General features: G+C 70.8%; 19 protein-coding genes. 10 read left to right on the forward strand and 9 right to left on the reverse strand.

Features of this window, described 5'->3' with window-relative positions; translation table 11 throughout:
- Positions 1-8: 8 nt before the first annotated feature.
- Positions 9-914, forward strand: a complete 906-nt coding sequence (locus AB0J12_RS03115; protein WP_363262415.1) for a carbohydrate ABC transporter permease — start codon at positions 9-11, stop codon at positions 912-914.
- A gap of 97 nt (positions 915-1,011) precedes the next feature.
- The gene (locus tag AB0J12_RS03120; protein ID WP_363262737.1) at positions 1,012-1,728 is read left to right on the forward strand and encodes a helix-turn-helix transcriptional regulator; all 717 of its coding nucleotides are present in this window, start codon (positions 1,012-1,014) and stop codon (positions 1,726-1,728) included.
- A 38-nt stretch (positions 1,729-1,766) separates the two neighbouring features.
- On the opposite strand, the gene AB0J12_RS03125 is transcribed toward AB0J12_RS03120, so the two are convergent.
- The gene (locus AB0J12_RS03125; RefSeq protein ID WP_363262416.1) at positions 1,767-2,792 is read right to left on the reverse strand and encodes an ATP-dependent 6-phosphofructokinase; all 1,026 of its coding nucleotides are present in this window, start codon (positions 2,790-2,792) and stop codon (positions 1,767-1,769) included.
- 217 nt (positions 2,793-3,009) lie between these two features.
- Between AB0J12_RS03125 and pta the strand changes: the two genes are divergently transcribed.
- From pta to pyk, 3 genes are all read left to right on the forward strand, one after another.
- A complete protein-coding gene (gene pta / locus AB0J12_RS03130) occupies positions 3,010-5,112 on the forward strand; it encodes a phosphate acetyltransferase (RefSeq protein WP_363262417.1) in 2,103 nt (700 codons plus the stop codon).
- Positions 5,109-6,344, forward strand: coding sequence for an acetate kinase (locus AB0J12_RS03135; protein WP_363262418.1), 1,236 nt, complete (start codon positions 5,109-5,111; stop codon positions 6,342-6,344). Before pta ends, AB0J12_RS03135 begins: the two co-directional genes overlap by 4 nt.
- Positions 6,345-6,427: 83 nt before the next feature.
- Positions 6,428-7,858 carry a pyruvate kinase gene (gene pyk / locus AB0J12_RS03140; protein ID WP_363262419.1) on the forward strand — a complete coding sequence of 477 codons (1,431 nt, stop codon included), beginning with the start codon at positions 6,428-6,430 and terminating at the stop codon, positions 7,856-7,858.
- Between the two features lie 94 nt (positions 7,859-7,952).
- Here the strand turns inward: pyk and AB0J12_RS03145 are convergent, their stop codons facing one another.
- The 4 genes from AB0J12_RS03145 to AB0J12_RS03160 all read right to left on the reverse strand — a co-directional run bounded on the left by AB0J12_RS03145 (position 7,953) and on the right by AB0J12_RS03160 (position 12,266).
- The gene (locus tag AB0J12_RS03145; protein ID WP_363262420.1) at positions 7,953-9,323 is read right to left on the reverse strand and encodes a hypothetical protein; all 1,371 of its coding nucleotides are present in this window, start codon (positions 9,321-9,323) and stop codon (positions 7,953-7,955) included.
- Positions 9,313-9,855 carry a DUF6114 domain-containing protein gene (locus AB0J12_RS03150; protein ID WP_363262421.1) on the reverse strand — a complete coding sequence of 181 codons (543 nt, stop codon included), beginning with the start codon at positions 9,853-9,855 and terminating at the stop codon, positions 9,313-9,315. The genes AB0J12_RS03145 and AB0J12_RS03150 overlap by 11 nt, the downstream gene beginning before the upstream one ends.
- 131 nt (positions 9,856-9,986) lie before the next feature.
- The gene (locus AB0J12_RS03155; protein ID WP_363262422.1) at positions 9,987-10,652 is read right to left on the reverse strand and encodes a DUF6230 family protein; all 666 of its coding nucleotides are present in this window, start codon (positions 10,650-10,652) and stop codon (positions 9,987-9,989) included.
- A 642-nt stretch (positions 10,653-11,294) separates the two neighbouring features.
- Entirely contained in the window at positions 11,295-12,266 is a 972-nt protein-coding gene (locus tag AB0J12_RS03160; protein ID WP_363262423.1) for a tetratricopeptide repeat protein, read from the reverse strand.
- A 260-nt stretch (positions 12,267-12,526) separates the two neighbouring features.
- Between AB0J12_RS03160 and AB0J12_RS03165 the strand changes: the two genes are divergently transcribed.
- The gene (locus tag AB0J12_RS03165; RefSeq protein WP_363262424.1) at positions 12,527-13,156 is read left to right on the forward strand and encodes a TetR/AcrR family transcriptional regulator; all 630 of its coding nucleotides are present in this window, start codon (positions 12,527-12,529) and stop codon (positions 13,154-13,156) included.
- Positions 13,157-13,264: 108 nt separating this feature from the next.
- Here the strand turns inward: AB0J12_RS03165 and AB0J12_RS03170 are convergent, their stop codons facing one another.
- From AB0J12_RS03170 to AB0J12_RS03180, 3 genes are all read right to left on the reverse strand, one after another.
- Positions 13,265-14,188 carry a zinc-binding dehydrogenase gene (locus AB0J12_RS03170; RefSeq protein WP_363262738.1) on the reverse strand — a complete coding sequence of 308 codons (924 nt, stop codon included), beginning with the start codon at positions 14,186-14,188 and terminating at the stop codon, positions 13,265-13,267.
- Between the two features lie 217 nt (positions 14,189-14,405).
- Positions 14,406-14,630 carry an acyl-CoA carboxylase epsilon subunit gene (locus AB0J12_RS03175; protein ID WP_363262425.1) on the reverse strand — a complete coding sequence of 75 codons (225 nt, stop codon included), beginning with the start codon at positions 14,628-14,630 and terminating at the stop codon, positions 14,406-14,408.
- The gene (locus tag AB0J12_RS03180; RefSeq protein WP_363262426.1) at positions 14,627-16,171 is read right to left on the reverse strand and encodes an acyl-CoA carboxylase subunit beta; all 1,545 of its coding nucleotides are present in this window, start codon (positions 16,169-16,171) and stop codon (positions 14,627-14,629) included. Before AB0J12_RS03180 ends, AB0J12_RS03175 begins: the two co-directional genes overlap by 4 nt.
- A gap of 302 nt (positions 16,172-16,473) precedes the next feature.
- Between AB0J12_RS03180 and AB0J12_RS03185 the strand changes: the two genes are divergently transcribed.
- A complete protein-coding gene (locus AB0J12_RS03185) occupies positions 16,474-17,127 on the forward strand; it encodes a response regulator transcription factor (RefSeq protein ID WP_363262427.1) in 654 nt (217 codons plus the stop codon).
- Positions 17,128-17,227: 100 nt separating this feature from the next.
- Here AB0J12_RS03185 and fabG read toward each other — a convergent pair whose 3' ends face one another.
- On the reverse strand, positions 17,228-17,992 hold the full coding sequence (fabG, locus tag AB0J12_RS03190; RefSeq protein ID WP_363262428.1) for a 3-oxoacyl-ACP reductase FabG: 765 nt from the start codon (positions 17,990-17,992) through the stop codon (positions 17,228-17,230).
- A 202-nt stretch (positions 17,993-18,194) separates the two neighbouring features.
- On the opposite strand from fabG, the gene dmpI reads away from it, so the two are divergent.
- The 3 genes from dmpI (at position 18,195) to AB0J12_RS03205 (ending at position 20,824) form a co-directional block, all read left to right on the forward strand.
- The gene (dmpI, locus tag AB0J12_RS03195; protein WP_363262430.1) at positions 18,195-18,377 is read left to right on the forward strand and encodes a 4-oxalocrotonate tautomerase DmpI; all 183 of its coding nucleotides are present in this window, start codon (positions 18,195-18,197) and stop codon (positions 18,375-18,377) included.
- A gap of 134 nt (positions 18,378-18,511) precedes the next feature.
- Complete coding sequence (locus tag AB0J12_RS03200; protein ID WP_363262431.1) at positions 18,512-19,564, forward strand: phosphotransferase family protein; 1,053 nt, start codon at positions 18,512-18,514, stop codon at positions 19,562-19,564.
- Positions 19,565-19,609: 45 nt separating this feature from the next.
- Complete coding sequence (locus tag AB0J12_RS03205) at positions 19,610-20,824, forward strand: acyl-CoA dehydrogenase family protein (RefSeq protein WP_363262432.1); 1,215 nt, start codon at positions 19,610-19,612, stop codon at positions 20,822-20,824.
- Positions 20,825-20,904: the final 80 nt, after the last annotated feature.

Here is a 20,904-nt window from a genome sequence, read left to right on the forward strand (position 1 = left end):
GGACCGCGATGCCCCGGACCGCCGCCTCCCGCCCTGCCGCCCCGCCCCGCACCCTCGCCTCCCGCCGTGCCGCACCCACCCGCACCCTCGCCTCCCGCCGCGCCGCCCGCCGGCTCGCCGCCGATCTCGCTCTGCTCGTCGTGGCCGCCGCCTTCTGTCTGCCGCTGGCCTGGGTCGTGCTGTCCTGCGTCGATCCGCACGCCGGTCTGCGGGTGAAGGCGCCGGACGGTGTCACCTTCGGCAACTTCGACGCGATCCTCACCGCGGACATCACCTTCACCCCGCTGCTGAACAGCCTGATCCTGTGCGGCGGCGCGACCGCGCTGACCGTGGCGTGCGCCGCGCTCGCCGCCTATCCGCTGTCCCGGTTCCGCTCCCGGTTCAACCGGCCGTTCCTGCTGTCGATCCTGTTCGCCACCAGCCTGCCGATCACGGCCGTGATGGTGCCGGTGTACGCGCTGTTCGTGCAGGTCGACCTGATCGACACCCTGCAGGGCACGATTCTCTTCTTCGCCGCCTCCCAGCTCCCCTTCGCCATCTGGCTGATGAAGAACTTCATGGACGGCGTGCCGAAGGAGCTGGAGGAGGCCGCCTGGACGGACGGGGCGTCCTCCGCGCAGTCCCTCGTCCGGATCGTGCTGCCGCTGATGGGCCCCGGACTCGGTGTGGTGACCGTGTTTTCGTTCGTGATGATGTGGGGCAACTTCTTCGTGCCGTTCATGCTGCTGCTCACGCCGGAGCAGATGCCGGCGTCGGTGAGCATCAACGAGTTCTTCGGCAACCGGGGCATGGTCGCCTACGGCCAGCTGGCCGCGTTCTCGGTGGTGTACTCGACGCCGGTGATCCTGCTCTACGTGCTGATCGCGCGCCGCATGGGCGGCGGTTTCGCCCTCGCGGGGGCGGTCAAGGGGTGACACGTGCCGTAAAAGGTAAACCTACGGAAACGTAGGTTCCTACAATCCGTGATCCTGGCCGAACCCACCGTAGTCACACCTAGAGCGCCGCTCTATGTTGTGGCGGGTGCGCCATCCCTCTGCTCCCTCGAACCAGCCCGGCCCCCCGTTCGACGCGCCGGCCGCCCGCCGGCTGCGCGCCGCCCTCGGCATGGGGCCCGAGCATGTCGCCCACGGCATGCGGGTGTCCTACGGGCTGCCGTACGTCACCCCGGACCTCGTGATCGCCTGGGAACGCGGCATCTCCCCTCCCAGCAGTGCTGAGCTGACCGCGCTGGCGGGCGTGCTGTGGTGTGCGCCGGGCGAACTCATCGCCCGGCCGCGCACCCTGCGCGAGCACCGCATGGCCCGCGGCATCGCCCCGGAGGACGTCGCCCGGGAGGTGGGCCTCGATCTGCGCTCGTACCTGCGGATGGAGGAGAGCGGGGACTGGCGCGGCAACGAGCGCCAGTCGGTGGCGCTCGCCGACGCGCTGCGGCTGTCGCTGCCGGACTTCGTGGCCGTCACGGGGCGCGAGCAGCGCCTCGCCGAACTGCTGCGCAGCGCGGCGAGCACCCGCTGGCAGGGGTACGTGCGCCCGGTCGGGAAGATAGCGCCGCTGGAGAAGGGCATTCTGGAGGAGGTCCTGCAGGAGCTGCACGAGGACTACCAGGGCCACATGGCCGCCACCCTCAGCTGGGGTGGCGGCAGCAGCGGCTCCAGCGACTCGGGCCGCGCCTTCCTGGACGACATCGTGGACAACTTCTGGACCGCGGTGCGCAAGAGAACCGGCTAGCGGACGGGTACGGTCCGCGGGCGAGCCCGGACTCAGGGCTAGAAGACCGACTCCGCCTCGTCCATCCGGTACGTCGGGACCGTCTTCAGCTCGGTCACCGCCTCGGCCAGCGGCACCATGACGATGTCGGTGCCGCGCAGCGCGGTCATGTTGCCGAACTCGCCGCGGTGCGCGGCCTCGACCGCGTGCCAGCCGAAGCGGGTGGCGAGCACCCGGTCGTACGCCGTCGGGGTGCCGCCGCGCTGGACGTGGCCGAGGATGACCGGCCGGGCCTCCTTGCCCAGGCGCCGCTCCAGCTCGTGCGCGAGGGCGGTGCCGATGCCCTGGAAGCGCTCGTGGCCGAACTGGTCGATCTCGCCCTTGCCGTAGTCCATGGTGCCGTCGGCCGGGTGGGCGCCCTCGGCGACGCAGACGACGGCGAACTTCTTGCCGCGGGCGAAGCGCTCCTCGACCATCTTGGCCAGGTCGGCGGGGTCGAAGGGGCGCTCGGGCAGGCAGATGCCGTGGGCGCCGGCGGCCATGCCGGACTCCAGGGCGATCCAGCCGGCGTGCCGGCCCATGACCTCGACGACCATCACCCGCTGGTGGGACTCGGCGGTGCTCTTCAGGCGGTCCATCGCCTCGGTGGCGACGCCGACGGCGGTGTCGAAGCCGAACGTGCGGTCGGTGGAGGAGATGTCGTTGTCGATCGTCTTCGGCACGCCCACGACGGGCAGGCCCGCGTCGCTGAGCATGCGCGCCGCGGTCAGCGTGCCCTCGCCGCCGATCGGGATGAGGGCGTCGATGCCGAAGTCGCTGACGATGTCCGCCGCGTTCTCGCAGGCCTCGCGCAGCCGGTCGCGCTCGAGGCGGGAGGAGCCGAGGATCGTGCCGCCGCGGGCGAGGATGCCGCTGACCGCGTTCAGGTCGAGGCCGCGGTAGCGGCCGTCGAGGAGGCCGGCGTAGCCGTCCTCGAAGCCGATGACCTCGTCGCCGTAGTTGTCCACCGCCCGGTGCACGACCGATCGGATGACGGCGTTCAGGCCGGGGCAGTCGCCGCCTGCGGTGAGAACTCCGATGCGCATCGTGCTGTGTCTCCTGCTCGCTGTGGGTACCTGTGAGCTTCCCCCCGATTGTTCCACGTCGCCGACCGGTGGAATGTCTTGACGGGCGCCTTATCTGTGCCCAGGGGTATTGTCAAGAGGGTTCCGCTCACCTCCGTGGGCGATTTTTGTACACGGTGGTGTACAGGGGATGCAGCCCCGACAGACGACACCCTCACGGATGAAACGGAGAGCACGCGTGACGCGCAGCGTGTACGTGACCGGTATCGACCGCGGCGACGGCCGCCAGGTCGTGGAGCTGGGGGTGATGGAACTCCTGACCCGGCAGGTCGACCGGGTCGGCGTCTTCCGCCCGCTCGTCCACGACGGGCCGGACCGGCTCTTCGAGCTGCTGCGCGCCCGCTACCGGCTCTCCCAGGACCCGGCGACCGTCTACGGCATGGTCTACGACGAGGCGTCCGCGCTGCAGGCCGAGCGCGGCACCGACGAACTGGTCGCCGCGCTCGTCGACCGTTTCCACCTGGTCGCCCGCGACTACGACGTCGTCCTGGTCCTCGGCACCGACTTCGCCGACACCCAGCTGCCCGACGAACTGTCGCTGAACGCGCGCCTGGCGAACGAGTTCGGCGCCTCCGTGATCCCGGTCGTGGGCGGCCGCAAGCAGGCCGCGGAGTCGGTGCTGGCCGAGACCCGCAACGCCTACCGGGCCTACGACGGCCTGGGCTGCGACGTGCTCGCGATGGTCACCAACCGGGTCGCCCCCGAGGAGCGCGACGCGATCGCCGAACGGCTCTCCGGGCGGCTGCCGGTGCCCTGCTACGTCGTCCCCGACGACGTGGCACTGTCGGCGCCGACGGTGTCCCAGATCGCCCACGCGCTCGGCGCGAAGGTGCTGCTGGGCGACGACTCGGGGCTCGCCCGTGACGCGCTGGACTTCGTCTTCGGCGGGGCGATGCTGCCGAACTTCCTCGCCGCCCTGACCCCGGGCTGCCTGGTCGTCACCCCCGGCGACCGCGCCGACCTGGTCGTCGGCTCGCTCGCCGCGCACAGCGCCGGCACCCCGCCGATAGCCGGCATGCTGCTCACCCTCGACGAGGTCCCCGGCGAGGACATCCTCACCCTCGCGGCCCGCCTCGCCCCGGGTACCCCGGTGCTGTCGGTGACCGGCAACAGCTTCCCGACCGCGGCCCGGCTGTTCTCCCTGGAGGGCAAGCTGAACGCGGCCACCCCGCGCAAGGCGGAGCGGGCGCTCGGCCTGTTCGAGCGGTACGTCGACACCGCCGGCCTCAACAAGCGGGTCTCGGCGCCCAGCAGCGACCGCGTCACCCCGATGATGTTCGAGCACAAGCTGCTGGAGCAGGCGCGCGCCGACAAGCGCCGGGTGGTGCTGCCGGAGGGCACCGAGGAGCGCGTGCTGCACGCCGCCGAGGTGCTGCTGCGCCGGGGCGTCTGCGACCTGACGCTGCTCGGGCCCGTCGACCAGATCCGCAAGAAGTGCGCCGACCTCGGTGTCGACCTCGGCGACACCCAGGTGATCGACCCGGCCACCAGCGAGCTGCGCGACTCCTTCGCCGAGAAGTACGCGGCCCTGCGCGCCCACAAGGGCGTCACCGTGGAGCTGGCCTACGACGTCGTCTCCGACGTGAACTACTTCGGCACGCTGATGGTGGCGGAGGGCCTGGCCGACGGCATGGTGTCGGGCTCGGTGCACTCGACGGCGGCCACCATCCGGCCCGCCTTCGAGATCATCAAGACCAGGCAGGACGCCTCGATCGTGTCGTCGGTGTTCTTCATGTGTCTGGCCGACAAGGTGCTCGTCTACGGCGACTGCGCGGTCAACCCCGATCCGAACGCCGAGCAGCTCGCCGACATCGCGATGCAGTCGGCGACCACGGCCGCGCGGTTCGGCGTCGAGCCGCGGATCGCGATGCTGTCGTACTCCACCGGCACCTCCGGCTTCGGCGCCGACGTCGACAAGGTGCGCGAGGCGACCGAGCTGGCCCGGCTGCGCCGCCCCGATCTGAAGATCGAGGGGCCGATCCAGTACGACGCCGCCGTGGAGCCGTCGGTCGCCGCGACCAAGCTGCCCGGCTCCGAGGTCGCCGGGCAGGCCAGCGTGCTGATCTTCCCCGACCTCAACACCGGCAACAACACCTACAAGGCCGTGCAGCGTTCGGCCGGCGCGATCGCGGTCGGCCCGGTGCTGCAGGGTCTGAACAAGCCCGTCAACGACCTGTCCCGGGGCGCGCTCGTCCAGGACATCGTCAACACCGTCGCCATCACGGCGATCCAGGCCCAGTCCCCCGCCCTGTCCCCCGTCGAAAAGGCTCCCCAGCAGTGACCGGCACCCGCATCCTCGTCCTGAACTCCGGCTCCTCGTCGGTGAAGTACCAGCTGCTCGACATGCGCGACGAGAGCCGGCTGGCCGTGGGCCTGGTCGAGCGCATCGGCGAGCAGACCTCCCGGCTCAAGCACACCCCGCTGACCGGCGGCGGCGTCGGCCGCGAGTTCAACGGCCCGATCGCCGACCACGACGCCGCGCTGAAGGCCGTCGCGGAGGAGCTGTCCAAGGACGGCCTGGGCATCGACTCCCCGGAACTGGCGGCGATCGGGCACCGGGTGGTGCACGGCGGGATGTTCTTCACCGAGCCCACCCTCATCGAGGAAGAGGTGATCGCCGAGATCGAGCGGCTGATCCCGGTCGCGCCGCTGCACAATCCGGCCAACCTGACCGGCATCCGCACCGCGCGGGCGCTGCGCCCGGACCTGCCGCAGGTCGCCGTGTTCGACACGGCGTTCCACACGAGCATGCCGGAGTCCGCCGCGCGGTACGCGATCGACCCGAAGATCGCCGACCGGCACCGCATCCGCCGCTACGGCTTCCACGGCACCTCGCACGCGTACGTCTCCCGGGCGACGGCGAGGCTGCTGGGCAAGGCACCCGAAGAGGTGAACGTGATCGTGCTGCACCTGGGCAACGGCGCGTCGGCGTCGGCCGTGCGGGGCGGTCGGTGCGTGGACACCTCCATGGGGCTGACGCCTTTGGAGGGGCTGGTGATGGGTACGCGTTCCGGTGATCTCGACCCGGCCGTCATCTTCCATTTGGCTCGTGTCGGCGGAATGTCCATGGATGAGATCGACACTCTCCTCAACAAGAGGAGCGGTCTGTTCGGGCTGTGCGGTGACAACGACATGCGGGAGATCCGGCGCCGGATCGACGAGGGCGACGAGGAGGCGCGACTCGCCTTCGACATTTACATTCACCGTCTGAAGAAGTACATCGGCGCCTATTACGCCGTGCTCGGCACGGTCGACGCGGTCGCCTTCACCGCGGGCGTCGGGGAGAACGCGGCGCCGGTGCGGCAGGCGGCGATCGAGGGCCTCGAGAGCCTGGGCCTGGCCCTCGATCCCGGCCACAACGAGGTCCGCGGCGACGTGCCGCGGCTGATCTCCCCGAAGGACGCACGGGTGGCGGTCGCGGTGGTGCCGACGGATGAAGAACTGGAGATCGCGACGCAGACCTACGCACTGGTCGAGCGGTATCGAATTGCGCCTCCGCCACGTGGCAACTGAGCGCACCTGAGCATTCGGGCACTCATTTGTACTTTCCGCCAGACGGAATATTCCGCAGCAAAACAAACCGATAGGATCGCCCCATGCGCCGTTCGAAAATCGTCTGTACTCTCGGCCCCGCGGTCGACTCCCACGAGCAGCTCGTAGCGCTGATCGAAGCCGGCATGAACGTGGCCCGCTTCAACTTCAGCCACGGCACCCACGCCGAGCACCAGGGCCGGTACGACCGGCTGCGTGCCGCGCAGAAGGAGACCGGCCGGGCCATCGGCGTCCTCGCCGACCTGCAGGGCCCGAAGATCCGTCTGGAGACCTTCGCCGAGGGTCCGGTCGAGCTGGAGCGCGGTGACGAGTTCGTCATCACGACCGAGGACGTCCCGGGCGACAAGCAGATCTGCGGCACCACCTACAAGGGCCTGCCCGGCGACGTGACCAAGGGCGACCAGATCCTGATCAACGACGGCAACGTCGAGCTGAAGGTCGTCGAGGTCGAGGGTCCGCGGGTGCGGACGATCGTCATCGAGGGCGGCGTCGTCTCGGACCACAAGGGCATCAACCTGCCCGGCGCGGCCGTGAACGTGCCCGCGCTGAGCGAGAAGGACATCGAGGACCTGCGCTTCGCACTGCGCATGGGCTGCGACCTGGTCGCGCTGTCCTTCGTCCGCGACGCCAAGGACGTCAGCGACGTCCACCGCATCATGGACGAGGAGGGCCGCCGGGTCCCCGTCATCGCCAAGGTGGAGAAGCCGCAGGCGGTGCAGAACATGGAGGACGTCGTCGCGGCGTTCGACGCCGTGATGGTGGCCCGTGGTGACCTGGCCGTCGAGTACCCGCTCGAGCAGGTCCCCATGGTGCAGAAGCGCCTGATCGAGCTGTGCCGGCGCAACGCCAAGCCGGTGATCGTGGCGACCCAGATGATGGAGTCGATGATCACCAACTCCCGTCCGACCCGCGCCGAGGCCTCCGACGTGGCCAACGCGATCCTGGACGGCGCGGACGCGGTCATGCTGTCGGCGGAGTCGAGCGTGGGCGCGTACCCGATCGAGACCGTCAAGACGATGTCGAAGATCGTCGCGGCGGCCGAGCAGGAGCTGCTGAGCAAGGGCCTGCAGCCGCTGGTGCCGGGCAAGAAGCCGCGCACGCAGGGCGGTTCGGTGGCCCGCGCGGCCTGCGAGATCGCCGACTTCCTCGGCGGCAAGGGCCTGATCGCCTTCACCCAGTCCGGCGACACCGCCCGCCGCCTGTGCCGCTACCGCGCGAGCCAGCCGATCATCGCGTTCACCACGGACGAGAACACCCGCAACCAGCTGACGCTGAGCTGGGGCGTGGAGCCGCACGTGGTGCCGTTCGTGGGCAGCACCGACGAGATGGTCGAGCTGGTCGACCAGGAAGTGGTCAAGCTCGGCCGCTTCAACGAGGGCGACGTCGTCGTCATCACGGCCGGCTCCCCGCCCGGCGTCCCCGGCACCACCAACATGGTCCGCGTCCACCACCTGGGCGAGACCGACCGCGACTGACCCCGCGCGAGCCGCTGCACGAACGCCGAGGGCGCCCCCTGTCGCAGGGGGCGCCCTCGGCGTCTGTGCGGCTCCCGGGTGGGATCGAGGTCGGTCAGTCCGTGGTGTACACCCGCATGCCGGGGACAGTGAGGGTGCCGCCGAACTGGGCGGCCTGGACGACCTTCACGTTGGTGAAGTAGATCAGCGGGATGTTCAGCGGCGGCGGGTTGTCCGGCGTGAACGTGATCGGGATCAGGCCGAAGAGGTTGCCGGAGATCGACTCGGTGTACATCACCGTGTCGCCGTCGCGGATCGTGGACGTGGTGCCCTTGCCTGCCTGGACGTGGTAGGTCTTGCCGGACAGCTTGTCCTTCACCGTCTGGTGCAGGTCGCCGATGTCGGTGCCGCCGGAGATGACGTACTTCAGCACCTTCTTGGTGGTGCCCGAGGCGGTCTTCACCTCGACGACGCCCTGGTAGTCCGCGCTCTTCAGCAGCAGCGAGCTGGCCTGGAGGTACCAGGGGTCGTCGGCCACGGCCGCCTTGTTGTCGACGCCGCCCTGGGCGTCGGTGGCGGCCTTGCAGTCCGCGGGGTCGGTCGTGGAGCCGGCCGAGGGACTCGGCGACGCGGTGGCCTGGTCGGCCGCCTTCTGTGCCGCGTCGGTGGCGTCCTTGGCGGCGTCGGTGACCTTGTCGGTGGTGTCCTTGACCGTGCCGGCCGCCTTGTCCGCGGTGTCCTGGACCGTCCCGGCGACCTTGTCGGTCGTGTCCTTGACGGTGCCGGTCACCTTGTCCGTGGTGTCCCCGGCGGTGCCGGTCGCCTTGTCGGCGGAGGGCGACGGGGAGGCGGACGGCGTGGCGGTGGCGGTGGGCGAGGGCGAGTTCTTCTGTCCGCCGCCGAGCAGACCGTCGAGCGCGTCGCCGATGTCCTGCAGCAGGTTCTTGTCCGTGGCGGACGGCGACGGGGTGGGCGCCGAGGCGGTGGACCCGCTCTTCGGGGCCGTGGAGGCGGAGGCCGACGGCGTGGGCTCGGCCTTGTCGCCGGAACCTGAATCCGGCGAAGAGGTCGTGTCCTTGGCCGGGTCGGCGGAGTCGGACGAGCCGGAGGATGCCCCGGTGGCCGACGGCTGCGGGGTCGCCCCGTCCTTGCCGTCCTGCGCGCCGCCGGTCGCGTCCTGGCTCCCGGAGGCGGAGGGCGACGGGCTGCCCGAGGCGTCCTTGCCGTCCTGCTGGAGGGCGGCGACGCAGTCCTTGTACTCGTCGGCCATCTTCGACGAGGAGGGGTTGTTGTCGGCCACGGCGAGGGACGCCGTGAACCCCATGCCCATCAGGACCGCGGTGGGCATCGCCACGCTGGCTATCGCCCGGCCGGCCGGCATGTGGAATCTGGTGAACAGCGGCTTCTTGGGGGCCGCATGACGTGGACCGGTTCTCCCATGGAACGCCTCGGCGTCAGTTCCGCGGGTCACCTCGTCAGCCGGCACTGTGCCTCCCGTTCGCCCCGTTGGCCGGGCTCGTTCCTGACAGATCGTTCAGTTCGCCCGCCCCGTGCGGCGTCTGGTCGAGGGCGTCCCCGGGAGCACCGTCGGTACCGGCGTCCGCGGCCCGCCCCCTCTTGCGCGGTGCGCCCGGTGCCCACGACACGGCCATGGCCCCGCCGATCAGCGCGAGCAGGAAGCCCACGACGAAGCCGCCGAAGTTGGACACGGGGATCGACACCAGCGCCAGCAGGATCGAGGCGACACCGGCGAAGACGCGGATGTGCTTCTGGAACCACAGGCTGATGCCCAGGACGACCAGCAGCACACCGATGATCAGCGAGCCGGCCCCGGCGGTGGTGGCCATGGCCAGGGTCAGGTGGCCGACCTGCAGGTGTGCGTACGGGAAGTACATGATCGGAAAGCCACCGAGCATGACGAACAGTCCGGCCCAGAACGGCCGGGTGCCCCGCCAGGCGCGGAACTGCAGCCTCCGGCGGGTGAACTGGCCGGGTACGGCAGAAGTCTCGGCGCTCATAGGAAAACAGCTCCCTGGTGCGGCATCGCTGTGGTGGGGATGTGGTGCGAGTGTGGGGGGTGTGGTGAACAAGGCCTCAGAGCGGAGGGGCGGGAGGCGCCTGAAGGCTCCCCCCGCCCATCACCCGGCGCCTAGTAGCACTCGTGAGTGCCCGACTGAAGCTTCATCTTCAGACCGGGCAGCGTGAAGGTTCCGGCCGTGGTCGCCCACGCCGTCTGCTGCACGCCGTACAGGTCGGCCTGCTCGGCCTGCTGGGCGAACCCGTACGGGTTGGACTGCTCCTTGCCGCCCTTCATGCCGGGGCCCTTGCCGCCCTTGTCGGCACCGGTCTCGCCCGCCGGGACACCGATGTCGATGCCGGTGAACTTGGCACCGCCGGTGGTCTCGAGGTCGGCGACGTCGATGTACAGGCGGTCCGCCGAGACCTGCTTCTTCTCGTCGTCGCTGTTGCCCGCCGACAGGGTCAGGGTGACCGACCCGAGCAGCGGGATGTTCGGCGTGACGACGGACTGGCACAGGTTCTTGATGGTCGCGGACTTGAAGCCCGACACCGCCACCGGGTGCATCGTCTTCTCACCACTGAGGGTGTACCCGGAGTCGATCGCGCCGTACTGCTCGAAACCCTTGCCGTGCAGCTCGTCAGCGGTGACCTTGAACGACTGCCCCGACACACTGAACGACGCGGCCAGCGCGCCCTGTGCCAGGGCGACGCCTATGGCAGCCGTGGCGGCCACGCTGGGCACCATGACCACGGCGAACCGCTTCCATCTGGTCCCGCCACGCACCTGGGACTCCATATTTCCTCCTTCTCGGACGTACATCTCCTGACCACCTGGCCCCCAAAACGGCGGCTCACCGGGCAGGGATGGGAGAAGTGCTACGTCCTCGGGAAGGAGCGCCCGCGCTCGGTGGCGCTGGAACGCGCCCGAATCACCGGCGATCACCCCCGAGCGACAACCACTGGTCGCGCCTGACACGCATCACGCACAACCTTGCTGGACAGGCTTCGCCGAGGCGAAGACCCCCCTGTCCAAGAACCGGCGCCACTGCCGCCGGCTCTGCTCGGTGGGGACCCAGGAAACCCCGTGACCCGATTGGCTGTCGGGCTGCGGGAATGGACCGAGCGTGGCCGATCGTGGTGCATTCTCGCCGCCGACACAAGGGGGTTCGTTACTCGCTAGTAACGGCCCGATCACCACTCGGCGACCCAGAGATCTCGGGCGGCGACACAGGGTGTCTCAGGGTGCGGTGACAAAACAATTGATCGCTGGACAGAATCTGACAGATCCACCGCCTGGACTTACTCGCAGTAACAGCGGCCGCGATTACCAAGATTTGGTAAAGCGCGGCCGCGATGGAGGCGTCTCGGCGAACTTTTCACCCGGGCGTCACATGCCCGGGCGTTTAGCGACTGGTCGGGGCGAGGGCCCCCGCGCGGCTCAGAACAGCGCCCGCGCCAGCGCCCGCCGCGCCGCTGCGACCCGCGGATCGTCGGCACCGACGATCTCGAACAGCTCCAGCAGCCGCAGCCGTGCGGCCTCGCGGTCGTCACCCACCGTGCGCCGCACCGTGTCGACCAGGCGGGCGAAGGCGTCCTCGACGTGACCGCCCACCAGGTCCAGGTCGGCGGCGGCGATCTGCGCCTGCACGTCGGCCGGCTTCTCGGCGGCGTCCTTGCGGACCTGCTGCGGGTCGAGGTGCTGCACCCGCTGGAGCAACTCGGCCTGGGCCAGCCCCAGTTTGGCCTCCGGGTGGGCCGGGTCGTCGGCCAGTACGTTCTGGTACGCCCGGATCGCCCCGGCCATGTCGCCCGCGTCCAGCGCCAGCGCGGCGGCGTTCAGCGCGGCGTCGTAGGGCCCCTCGGCCGGTGCCTCGACGGCCGCGCCGCCCGGCTCGGCCTCGGGGTCGACGGTCAGGCCGGTGATGCCGAAGCGCTGCTCGGCGACGGCCACCAGCTGGTCGAAGGTCTGGCGGATCTGCTCCTCGCCGGCCGCTCCCTGGAAGAGCGGCAGCGCCTGGCCGGCGACGACGGCGAAGACGGCCGGGATTCCCTGGATGCCGAACTGCTGCATCAGCATCTGGTTGGCGTCGACATCGATCTTGGCGAGCACGACCCGCCCGTCGTACTCGACGACCAGCCGCTCCAGCAGCGGGCTCAGCTGCTTGCAGGGCTGGCACCACTCGGCCCAGAAATCGATGACGACCGGCACCTCGGCCGACCGCTGTACGACATCACGCTCGAATCCGGCCTCATCGACGTCGAAGACGAGGTCGGCCGGGGAGACGGCACCCGCCCCGCCGTGCCGCGCCGCTTCCGCGCGCGCCTGCTCGGCCTTGGCCTTGGCCTCCTGGGCCGCCTTCACCGCGGCGAGGTCGACGACGCCGCTCATGGACATGTTCCGTGGCTGCATGCGTCTATCCTCCCCCGTCCAGGTGCCTGCGTGAAAACGATGTGAAAAGCCGGGCCCGCCCGATGTGCACCGAGCCGGGCCGGCGGATGTCTCCTGGTCGGCGCCGGGTCCCCACCCACGCGCCGGTGTGCGTCGCCCGTGTACGTCCCTCACGAGCTTTCGCTACGACTCGTAGCGTAATGCCATCGGGGGTCCGCGCGACACCACGCCCCGGTGATCTCCCTCACGACGGCGCCGGAACGGCCGGATATGGTCGACGTATGCCCAGCCGCTCCCCCGCCGCCCGCCCCGGGCGTCCGCGCAGTGCCACCGCGGACGCCGCGATCCTGGCGGCGACGCGGGAGGCACTGGTCGAACTGGGCTGGTCCAAACTCACCCTGGGAGACGTCGCGACCCGCGCCGGGGTTGCGAAAACGACCCTGTACCGCCGCTGGTCGGGCAAGAACGAGCTGGTGGTCGACGCGGTGGCGGAACTCTTCGACGAGCTCGAACTGCCGGACAGCGGCAGCCTGGCCACGGACATCGAGGGCGTTGTGCTCCAGTTCGCCGCGATCCTCGCCCGACCGGAGGCCAAGAGCGGCCTGATGGCCGCGGTGGCGGAGTCGACGCGGGACGCGGCCCTGCGCGACCGCATCCGCGAGTCCATCGTGGAACGCCAGAAACGGCTCGTCGTGGAGGGCAAGACCCGCGCCCAGTCCCGCGGCGAGCTGCCGGCCGAGCCGGACTCGCAGGAGTCGGCGCGCACGGCCGACCTCATCTTCGACATGATCGCCGGCGCGGTGGTGCACCGGTCCCTGGTCAGTGCGGAACAAGTGGACGCTCAGTGGGTGCACAGCCTCACCCAGGTGCTGCTTTTCGGACTGACCGGGGCGCGGGACGACCACGCCTGATCAGCGCGCGACGGCGTGCGGTGGCCGTGCGGGAGCGCCGGCCGGATCCGGCCGGGCAGCCCCGGCCAGAGGGCTGCCCGACCTGCCGCCCCTTTTCCGGGCTCTTCGCTACGGGGTCACGGTGAGTACGGCGTTGGCGGTGATCCGCCGGTCGCGCAGGTCGCCGAGGACGGTGGCGGTGTGCCGCCAGTCCTCCTGGCGACCGATCTGCGGGTGCAGGCGACCGCTGTCGACGAGCCGGACCAGGGCGGCCAGGTCGGTGCCGAACGGCTCGTCGAAGTGCTCGTAGTGGAAGTGGCGCACGGTGGCCGAGCGGGGCCCCTTGAAGAACGCGAAGAAGCTGAGCTCGGCGGGCTGCCGGGAGGCCTGCCCGAACCAGATCAGCTGCCCGCGCTCGCGCAGCAGGGCGAGGGCGCGCGGGGTGGTGGTGTCACCCACGGACTCCAGGACGACGTCGAAGGGGCCGACGGCCTCGTCGAGATCCTGTACGACGGTGGCGCCGAACTCGGCGAGAAGCTTCCCCCGTTCGGGGGTCGCGGTGACCGCGGTGACCTCGGCGCCCTGGCCCAGGGCGAGCTCGGTGACGTAGTGGCCGACGCCTCCGGACGCGCCGGTGAGCAGGACGCGCCGGCCGCCGACGGAGCCCGCCACGCGCAGCAGGCGCAGGGCGGTGAGGCCGGCCAAGGGCAGCGCGGCAGCGGTCTCGAAGGAGACGGTGTCGGGAAGTGCGGCCAGGGAGTGGGTGGGCACGGCGGCGTACTGGGCCCAGCCGTCGGCCGGCGGGTGGCCGACGACACGGGTGCCGACGGCGGGTCCGGAACCGTCCGCCGCCGCCTGCACCACGACGCCGGCGACGTCCTTGCCGGGCCGGCCGCCGAGGCGCAGCGGTCCGTGGAGCTGGAAGACCTCGCCGCGGTTGACGGAGAACGCCCGTATCTCGACGAGGGCCTCGTCCGCCGCCGGCTTCGGCGTCTCGGCCTCGCCGAGCTCGACCATCTCCTCGGGTCGTCCGGTGGGCAGCAGGGCCTTCATCGGGTGGCCTCCTGCGGGCGCGGCTGCGGGCATGGCTGACTCCTGTTTGCTGTGTCGAGGGGTGCTTCGTGAGGGGGTGCGGCCCGTGCGCCGAGCGCTCCGGGGCCGGTGTCCAGCACGCTAGGCGCGGGCTTCGGCGCGGCTCAACGCCTGTGCTGCGCAAGTGCGCCCGGGGTGCTCCGAAGGTGACATGGGCGGGCAGTGCCCGCGCCGCGCTTCAGCGCGGCGGCGTCGCCGGGCCGGTCCGCCAGGTGGTGGCTGCCGGATGCCGGCGGGGCCTCGCCCAGGCCGCCCTGGCCGGGGCGGGCGGGTGGACCGGGGCGGCGGCGCGGCGCGCGGCCACGGCGTGCAGCACCGCGAGGACCGCGGCGAGTTCGTCGGCGTCGGCGCTTCCGCGCACCAGCCGCACGGTGGGGGTGGGACGGGGGGCTCCGGCGCTCATACCGGCTGGTTCCCGTGCTTGCGCTCCGGCAGCTGCGCGTGTTTCGCGCGCAGCATCCGCAGCGACCTGATCAGCACCTCCCGGGTGCGCCGGGGATCGATGACGTCGTCGACCAGGCCGCGCTCGGCGGCGTAATAGGGGTGCATGAGTTCCTCCTTGTACTCGGCCACGCGCCGTGCCCGGGCCAGTTCGGGGTCGTCGGCCGCGGCGATCTCCCGGCGGAAGACGACCCCCGCCGCGCCCTCCGCGCCCATGACGGCGATCTCGTTGGTGGGCCAGGCGAAGGACAGGTCGCAGCCGATGGAGCGGGAGTCCATGACGATGTAGGCGCCGCCGTACGCCTTGCGCAGGATGACCTGGACGCGTGGCACCGTGGCGTTGCAGTAGGCGTAGAGCAGTTTGGCGCCGCGCCGGATGATGCCGTCGTGCTCCTGGCCGGTGCCGGGCAGGAAGCCGGGCACGTCGACCAGGGTCACCAGAGGGATGTTGAAGGAGTCGCAGAACTGCACGAACCGCGCGCCCTTCTCGGAGGCGGCGATGTCCAGCGCGCCGGCGCCCGCGAGCGGCTGGTTGGCGACGATGCCGACGACCTGGCCGCCCAGCCGGGCCAGGGCGACGACCAGGTTGGGCGCCCACAGCTCGTGCAGCTCGAACCAGTCACCGTCGTCGACGACCTCCTCGATGACCCGGCGGATGTCGTAGACCCGCTGCGGGTCGGCCGGCACGAGGTCGAGCAGGGCGTCGCCGGGGCGGTCGACGGGGTCGTCGCTGATCGCGTCGGGCGGTAGCTCGCGGTTGTTGGCGGGCAGCATCGACAGCAGATGGCGTACATCCTGCAGGCAGGTCTCCTCGTCGTCGTGCAGGAAGGTGGAGACGCCCGAGCGCGCCGAGTGGACGTCGGCGCCGCCGAGTTCGTCGTGGCTGACCCGCTCGCCGGTGACGGCCTGCACCACGTCGGGTCCGGTGATGTACATCTGCGCGGTACCGCGCACCATGAACACGAAGTCGGTGAGGGCCGGCGAGTACGCGGCGCCCCCGGCACACGGCCCGAGGATCACGCTGATCTGCGGGATCACCCCGGAGCAGCGCACATTGCGGGTGAAGATGCCGCCGTACCCGGCGAGTGCGGTCACCCCCTCCTGGATACGGGCGCCCGCCCCGTCGCTGAGTGCGATCAGCGGTGCCCCGGCCGCCTCGGCCATGTCCATGATCTTGTGGATCTTCTGGGCATGGGCCTCGCCGAGCGCCCCGCCGAAGATGGTGAAGTCGTGCCCGTAGACGAACACCTGCCGTCCGTCGACGGTGCCCCAGCCGCTGACGACACCGTCGCCGTGGGGTCTCTTCGCCTCCAGGCCGAAGCCGGTGGCGCGATGCCGGCGCAACCCCTCGACCTCGGTGAACGAGCCCTTGTCCAGCAGGAGGCCGAGGCGCTCGCGGACGGTGAGCTTGCCCCGGGCGTGCTGGCGCTCGGTGGCCGCCGGATCGGGCCCGGTCAGTATCTCGCTTCGAAGGGCGGCAAGTTCGGCCAGGCGTTCACGCATGGAGAACTCCTTTCTGCGCACCGGAATGACCTGTCCTCCCACGTTAGACAAACGCCTGGCCGGCCGAGGGGATAGCCGTGCCGAAAGGGCGACCCGGGGATTCCTTGGTGACAACCCCGTTGCCCCGTACGGCGTTTTCCGGCACCACCCGGCCGGAACTCTCGGAGTGTTCCCGTGCACGGAGGTGGCATGAGGATTCCAACTCCCTTTTCCGGCCGTTATCTTTGGTCTCCCCCGCCCGTTTCCCCCGCCCGGGGGAAGGAGCCGTCCTTTCACCGTCCCTCTCTACCTGGAGACAGAACATGAGCGAGGAGAAGACTCTCTCGGCCCGCCATATCGTCGTGATCGCCGACCCGTATCCGATCTCCCGTGCCGCGGTGGCCTCACTGCTGCGCCACTCCGGCGCGGTCGACGAGGCGCAGGAGGCGGAGAGCGGGCAGGGCGCTCTGGATCTGGTACGCCGGCTGCGGGCCGACATGCTGGTCACCGAGGTCGATCTGGCGGGCCGGGGCGACGGGGTGCAGCTGGTCAGGCAGGTCAAGAAGCTCGCCCGGCCGCCGACCGTCCTGATGTTCACCGGCGCGGACGACCCCGCGGTGGTCGCCGCGTGTCTGGCCGGCGGGGCCGACGGTTTCGTCCACCGCTCGGCCTCGCCCGAGCGGCTGGTGAGGGCCGTGGAGACCCTCGCGGCGGGGCGGTCGGTCTGGTATCTGCGCGAGCACGCCGGTCTTGTCCCGGAACCGGGAACACAGCCGCGGGTGCCCGGAATGACCGCACGCGAACAGCAGATACTGGGACTGCTGCTGGGCCGGTACTCGAACGACGAGATAGCGGCCGAACTCCATCTGGCCCGGCAGACGGTCAAGAACCACGTCAGCAATGTGCTCACCAAACTCGGCGTGGCCAACCGACGCGAACTGCTGGCCCGCCGGGATCCTCTCGTGGCGGCTCTTTGAAAGGACCGTACTGAAGGCGAGAAAGCAAAGGGAATGAGCAGGACGGTGGCCGTCCTGCTCATTCCCCGTTTGCGCGCGTGTGCCGCGTACGGCTACGCGTTCAGCACAGCGGTCCGCCCGCCACGTACAGCACCTGCCCCGAGACGAACCCCGACCGCTCGCCGGCGAAGAACGAGACCGCCTCGGCCACGTCCTCGGGCTCGCCCACCCGCCGCACCGGGATCTCGGCGGCGCAGCTCTCCTTGAACTGCTCGAAGGTGAGGCCCAGCCGGGCGGCCGTCGCGGCGGTCATGTCGGTCGCGACGAACCCGGGGGCGACGGCGTTGGCGGTGATGCCGAACTTGCCGAGCTCCAGGGCGAGTGCCTTGGTGAAGCCCTGCAGACCGGCCTTGGCGGCGGCGTAGTTGGCCTGGCCGCGGTTGCCGAGCGCGGAGGACGAGGACAGGTTCACGATCCGGCCGAAGCCCGCGTCGACCATGTGCTTCTGGACCGCGCGGGACATCAGGAAGGCACCGCGCAGATGGACGTCCATGACGGTGTCCCAGTCCGCGGCGCTCATCTTGAACAGCAGGTTGTCGCGGAGCACGCCCGCGTTGTTGACGAGGACGGCCGGCGCGCCGAGCTCCTCGGTCACGCGTGCGACGGCGGCGGTGACCTGCGCCTCGTCGGTGACGTCCGCCGTGACGGCCAGCGCCCGGCCGCCGCTGGCGGTGATGCGTTCGGCGGTCGCGGCGGCGGCCGGCCCGTCCAGGTCGAGTACGGCGACGGCGAGTCCGTCGGCGGCGAGACGCCCGGCGGTGGCCGCTCCGATGCCGCGGGCCGCTCCGGTCACCACGGCGATGCGCTGGGGAACTGTCTGTGTCATGTCCGGGAATTTATGCGGCTCACGCCCTTCACTTCGGGGCGGTGTCTCCTACGGAACACCGCACGGCCCCCTAGGAGTCATTCTCCTTGAAAGCGTTCCCGGGCCTTGCCTAACGTTCTGGTCATGCAGAGGCCGCCGCCGGAAAAACCCGGCGAGCGGAATTGCGAAAGATACCCAGCGAAAAACTCCTCAGGAGGTTGAAATGCCGATCGTGACCGTTCAGCAGGGTCCGCGTGACATCGAGCTCAAGCGTGACTTGGTCGCCCGTATCACGGACGCCTTCGTCGACGCGTACAAGATTCCGGCGGAGACGGTCCAGGTGTGGATCCAGGAGGTCCCGGCGGACAGCTGGGGCGCCGCGGGCAAGCTCATCGCCGACAGCTGACACCTGCCCCCCCTTCCTCCCCCTCCCCACGGCACGGTCCCGGCCGCCTTCGTCGGCGGCCGGGACCGTGCCGTGTCACCGCGGAGCCGCATCACCGCACCGCACACCCCGCACCACCGGAAACGGAGAGCACCGTGAAGACACCGACCACCTCGACGGCGCCCGGTGCCCTCGACGGCATCGACGCCGGGCGTCTCGCGCACTGGCTCGAGAGCCGGCTGCCGGGCAGCGGGCCGCTGGAGGGCGTGGCCCCGCTGGCCGGCGGGCGGTCCAACCTGACGTACCGCATCTCCTGGAGCGGCCGCACCTTCGTGCTGCGCCGGCCGCCGCTGGGGCATGTCCTGGCCACCGCCCACGACATGGCGCGCGAGTACCGGGTGCTGAGCGCGCTCGGCCCGGCCGGCGTGCCCGTACCTCCGGCGTACGCGCTGTGCCGGGACGAGGACGTGCTCGGCGCCCCCTTCTACGTCATGGGGTTCGCCGAGGGCATCACCTACCGCGGCGACGCGGAACTCGCCCCGCTGGGAGCGCGGTCGGCGCGGCGCATCACCCATGCGCTGGTCGACACGCTGGCCCTGCTGCACTCCGTGGACCCGCACCGCGCGGGCCTCGGCGACTTCGGCCGGCCCGAAGGCTTCATGGCCCGGCAGGTGCGGCGCTGGCGCCGCCAGTGGGACGCCTCGCGCACCCGGGAGGTGGACGGCGCCGACCGGCTCAACGACCGCCTGGCGGCGACCTGTCCGCCCTCCGGCGCGGTGGCGGTCGTCCACGGCGACTACAAGCTGGACAACGTGCTGTTCGACCGGGCCGACCCGGGCCGGGTCACCGCGGTGCTCGACTGGGAGATGGCCACGCTCGGTGATCCCCTGGCCGACCTCGGCATGCTCTGCATGTACTGGGACGGCTTCGCCGGCGTCGACCGCCCACCGGTCGCCTCCCCCGGGACCCTGCCCGGCTGGCCCGGCCGAGAGGCGCTGGTGGAACGGTACGCGGCGCACAGCACGGCAGGTCTCGAACACCTCGACTGGTACAGCGCGTTCGCCTTCTACAAGCTCGCCGCGATCCTCGAGGGCATCCGCTGCCGCTCCTTGCAGGGCCTCACCGTCGGCGAGGAGTCCGCGAACCTGGCCGACGCCGTCCCGCTGCTGGTGGCCCGCGGCCACGACGCCCTGCGCACCGCCGGCTGACCCCCGTCGGCACAGCCCTTCGACGACTGCAACGGAGTTGCCCTGATGGACTTTTCCTACGACGCCCGGACCGAGGACCTGCGCACCAGGATGCGTGCCTTCCTGGACGAGCATGTGCTGCCCGCCGAGCCCGTCTTCCACGCCCAGCACGCCGCCTCGCACCCCTGGGGCCGGCCACCGGTGCTCCGGGACCTCAAGGACGAGGCGCGCCGCCAGGGCCTGTGGAACCTCTTCCTGCCGGACGACCGGTTCGGCGCGGGGCTGACCAACCTGCAGTACGCCCCGCTCGCCGAGATCACCGGACGCAGCCCCTTCATCGCGCCGGAGGCCGTCAACTGCGCGGCCCCCGACACCGGCAACATGGAGGTCCTGGCCCTCTTCGGCACCCCCGCACAGCAGGACCGCTGGCTGAAGCCGCTGCTCGACGGGGCGATCCGCTCGGCCTTCTGCATGACGGAGCCGGAGGTCGCCTCCTCGGACGCCGCGAACATCACCACCCGTATCGAACGCGACGGTGACAGCTATGTCGTCAACGGCCGCAAATGGTGGTCGTCGGGTGCGCTGGCGCCGGAGTGCGAACTGCTGATCGTGATGGGCAAGACCGACCCGGACGGGCCCCGCCACCGGCAGCAGTCGATGATCCTGGTACCGCGCGACACCCCCGGGGTGCGCGTCGAGCGCGGTGTGCACGTCTTCGGCTACACCGACGGCCCGCACGGCGGGCACGGCGAGGTCGTCTTCGACCAGGTCCGGGTGCCGGCCGAGAACATCGTCGCCGGTGAGGGCGACGGCTTCGCCATCGCGCAGGCCCGGCTGGGCCCCGGCCGCATCCACCACTGCATGCGGCTGATCGGCATGGCCGAGCGCGCCTTCGACCTGATGTGCGAGCGGGCCGGCAGCCGGGTCGCCTTCGGCAAGCCGCTCGCCGAACAGGGCGTGGTGCGCGAGTGGATCGCGGAGGCGCGGGTGCGCATCGAACAGGCCCGGCTGCTGGTGCTGAAGACCGCGTATCTGATGGACACGATCGGCAACAAGGGCGCTCACACCGAGATCCAGGCCATCAAGATCGCGGTGCCGGCGATGACCGAGTGGGTCCTCGACAAGGCCATCCAGACGCACGGCGCCGGTGGGGTCTCGCAGGACTTCCCGCTCGCCGAACTGTGGGCACACGCCCGTACCCTGCGTCTGGCCGACGGCCCCGACGAGGTCCACCGCGCCTCGCTGGCCCGCCGCGAACTGCGCCGCTACCAGAACACCTGACCCTTGTTCACCGCAAAGCCGCCCTTCCTTTCCGGAAGGGCGGCTTTCTGGTTTTCCATGAATGCCTGGCCGAAGGTGCG

Origin of the sequence: Streptomyces sp. NPDC049915, from assembly GCF_040656475.1 — a bacterium.
In the GTDB taxonomy this organism is placed as follows: Bacteria; Actinomycetota; Actinomycetes; order Streptomycetales; family Streptomycetaceae; genus Streptomyces.

Excerpts from the sequence above, each read along its gene's own strand:
- AB0J12_RS03180 (WP_363262426.1), bottom strand. The coding sequence starts at position 16,171 with ATGCGTGAACGCCTGGCCGAACTTGCCGCCCTTCGAAGCGAGATACTG.
- fabG (WP_363262428.1), bottom strand. The coding sequence starts at position 17,992 with ATGACACAGACAGTTCCCCAGCGCATCGCCGTGGTGACCGGAGCGGCC.
- AB0J12_RS03160 (WP_363262423.1), bottom strand. The coding sequence starts at position 12,266 with ATGCAGCCACGGAACATGTCCATGAGCGGCGTCGTCGACCTCGCCGCG.
- dmpI (WP_363262430.1), top strand. The coding sequence starts at position 18,195 with ATGCCGATCGTGACCGTTCAGCAGGGTCCGCGTGACATCGAGCTCAAG.
- AB0J12_RS03170 (WP_363262738.1), bottom strand. The coding sequence starts at position 14,188 with ATGAAGGCCCTGCTGCCCACCGGACGACCCGAGGAGATGGTCGAGCTC.
- AB0J12_RS03165 (WP_363262424.1), top strand. The coding sequence starts at position 12,527 with ATGCCCAGCCGCTCCCCCGCCGCCCGCCCCGGGCGTCCGCGCAGTGCC.
- AB0J12_RS03185 (WP_363262427.1), top strand. The coding sequence starts at position 16,474 with ATGAGCGAGGAGAAGACTCTCTCGGCCCGCCATATCGTCGTGATCGCC.
- AB0J12_RS03115 (WP_363262415.1), top strand. The coding sequence starts at position 9 with ATGCCCCGGACCGCCGCCTCCCGCCCTGCCGCCCCGCCCCGCACCCTC.
- pyk (WP_363262419.1), top strand. The coding sequence starts at position 6,428 with ATGCGCCGTTCGAAAATCGTCTGTACTCTCGGCCCCGCGGTCGACTCC.
- AB0J12_RS03205 (WP_363262432.1), top strand. The coding sequence starts at position 19,610 with ATGGACTTTTCCTACGACGCCCGGACCGAGGACCTGCGCACCAGGATG.
- AB0J12_RS03155 (WP_363262422.1), bottom strand. The coding sequence starts at position 10,652 with ATGGAGTCCCAGGTGCGTGGCGGGACCAGATGGAAGCGGTTCGCCGTG.
- AB0J12_RS03175 (WP_363262425.1), bottom strand. The coding sequence starts at position 14,630 with ATGAGCGCCGGAGCCCCCCGTCCCACCCCCACCGTGCGGCTGGTGCGC.
- AB0J12_RS03125 (WP_363262416.1), bottom strand. The coding sequence starts at position 2,792 with ATGCGCATCGGAGTTCTCACCGCAGGCGGCGACTGCCCCGGCCTGAAC.
- AB0J12_RS03150 (WP_363262421.1), bottom strand. The coding sequence starts at position 9,855 with ATGAGCGCCGAGACTTCTGCCGTACCCGGCCAGTTCACCCGCCGGAGG.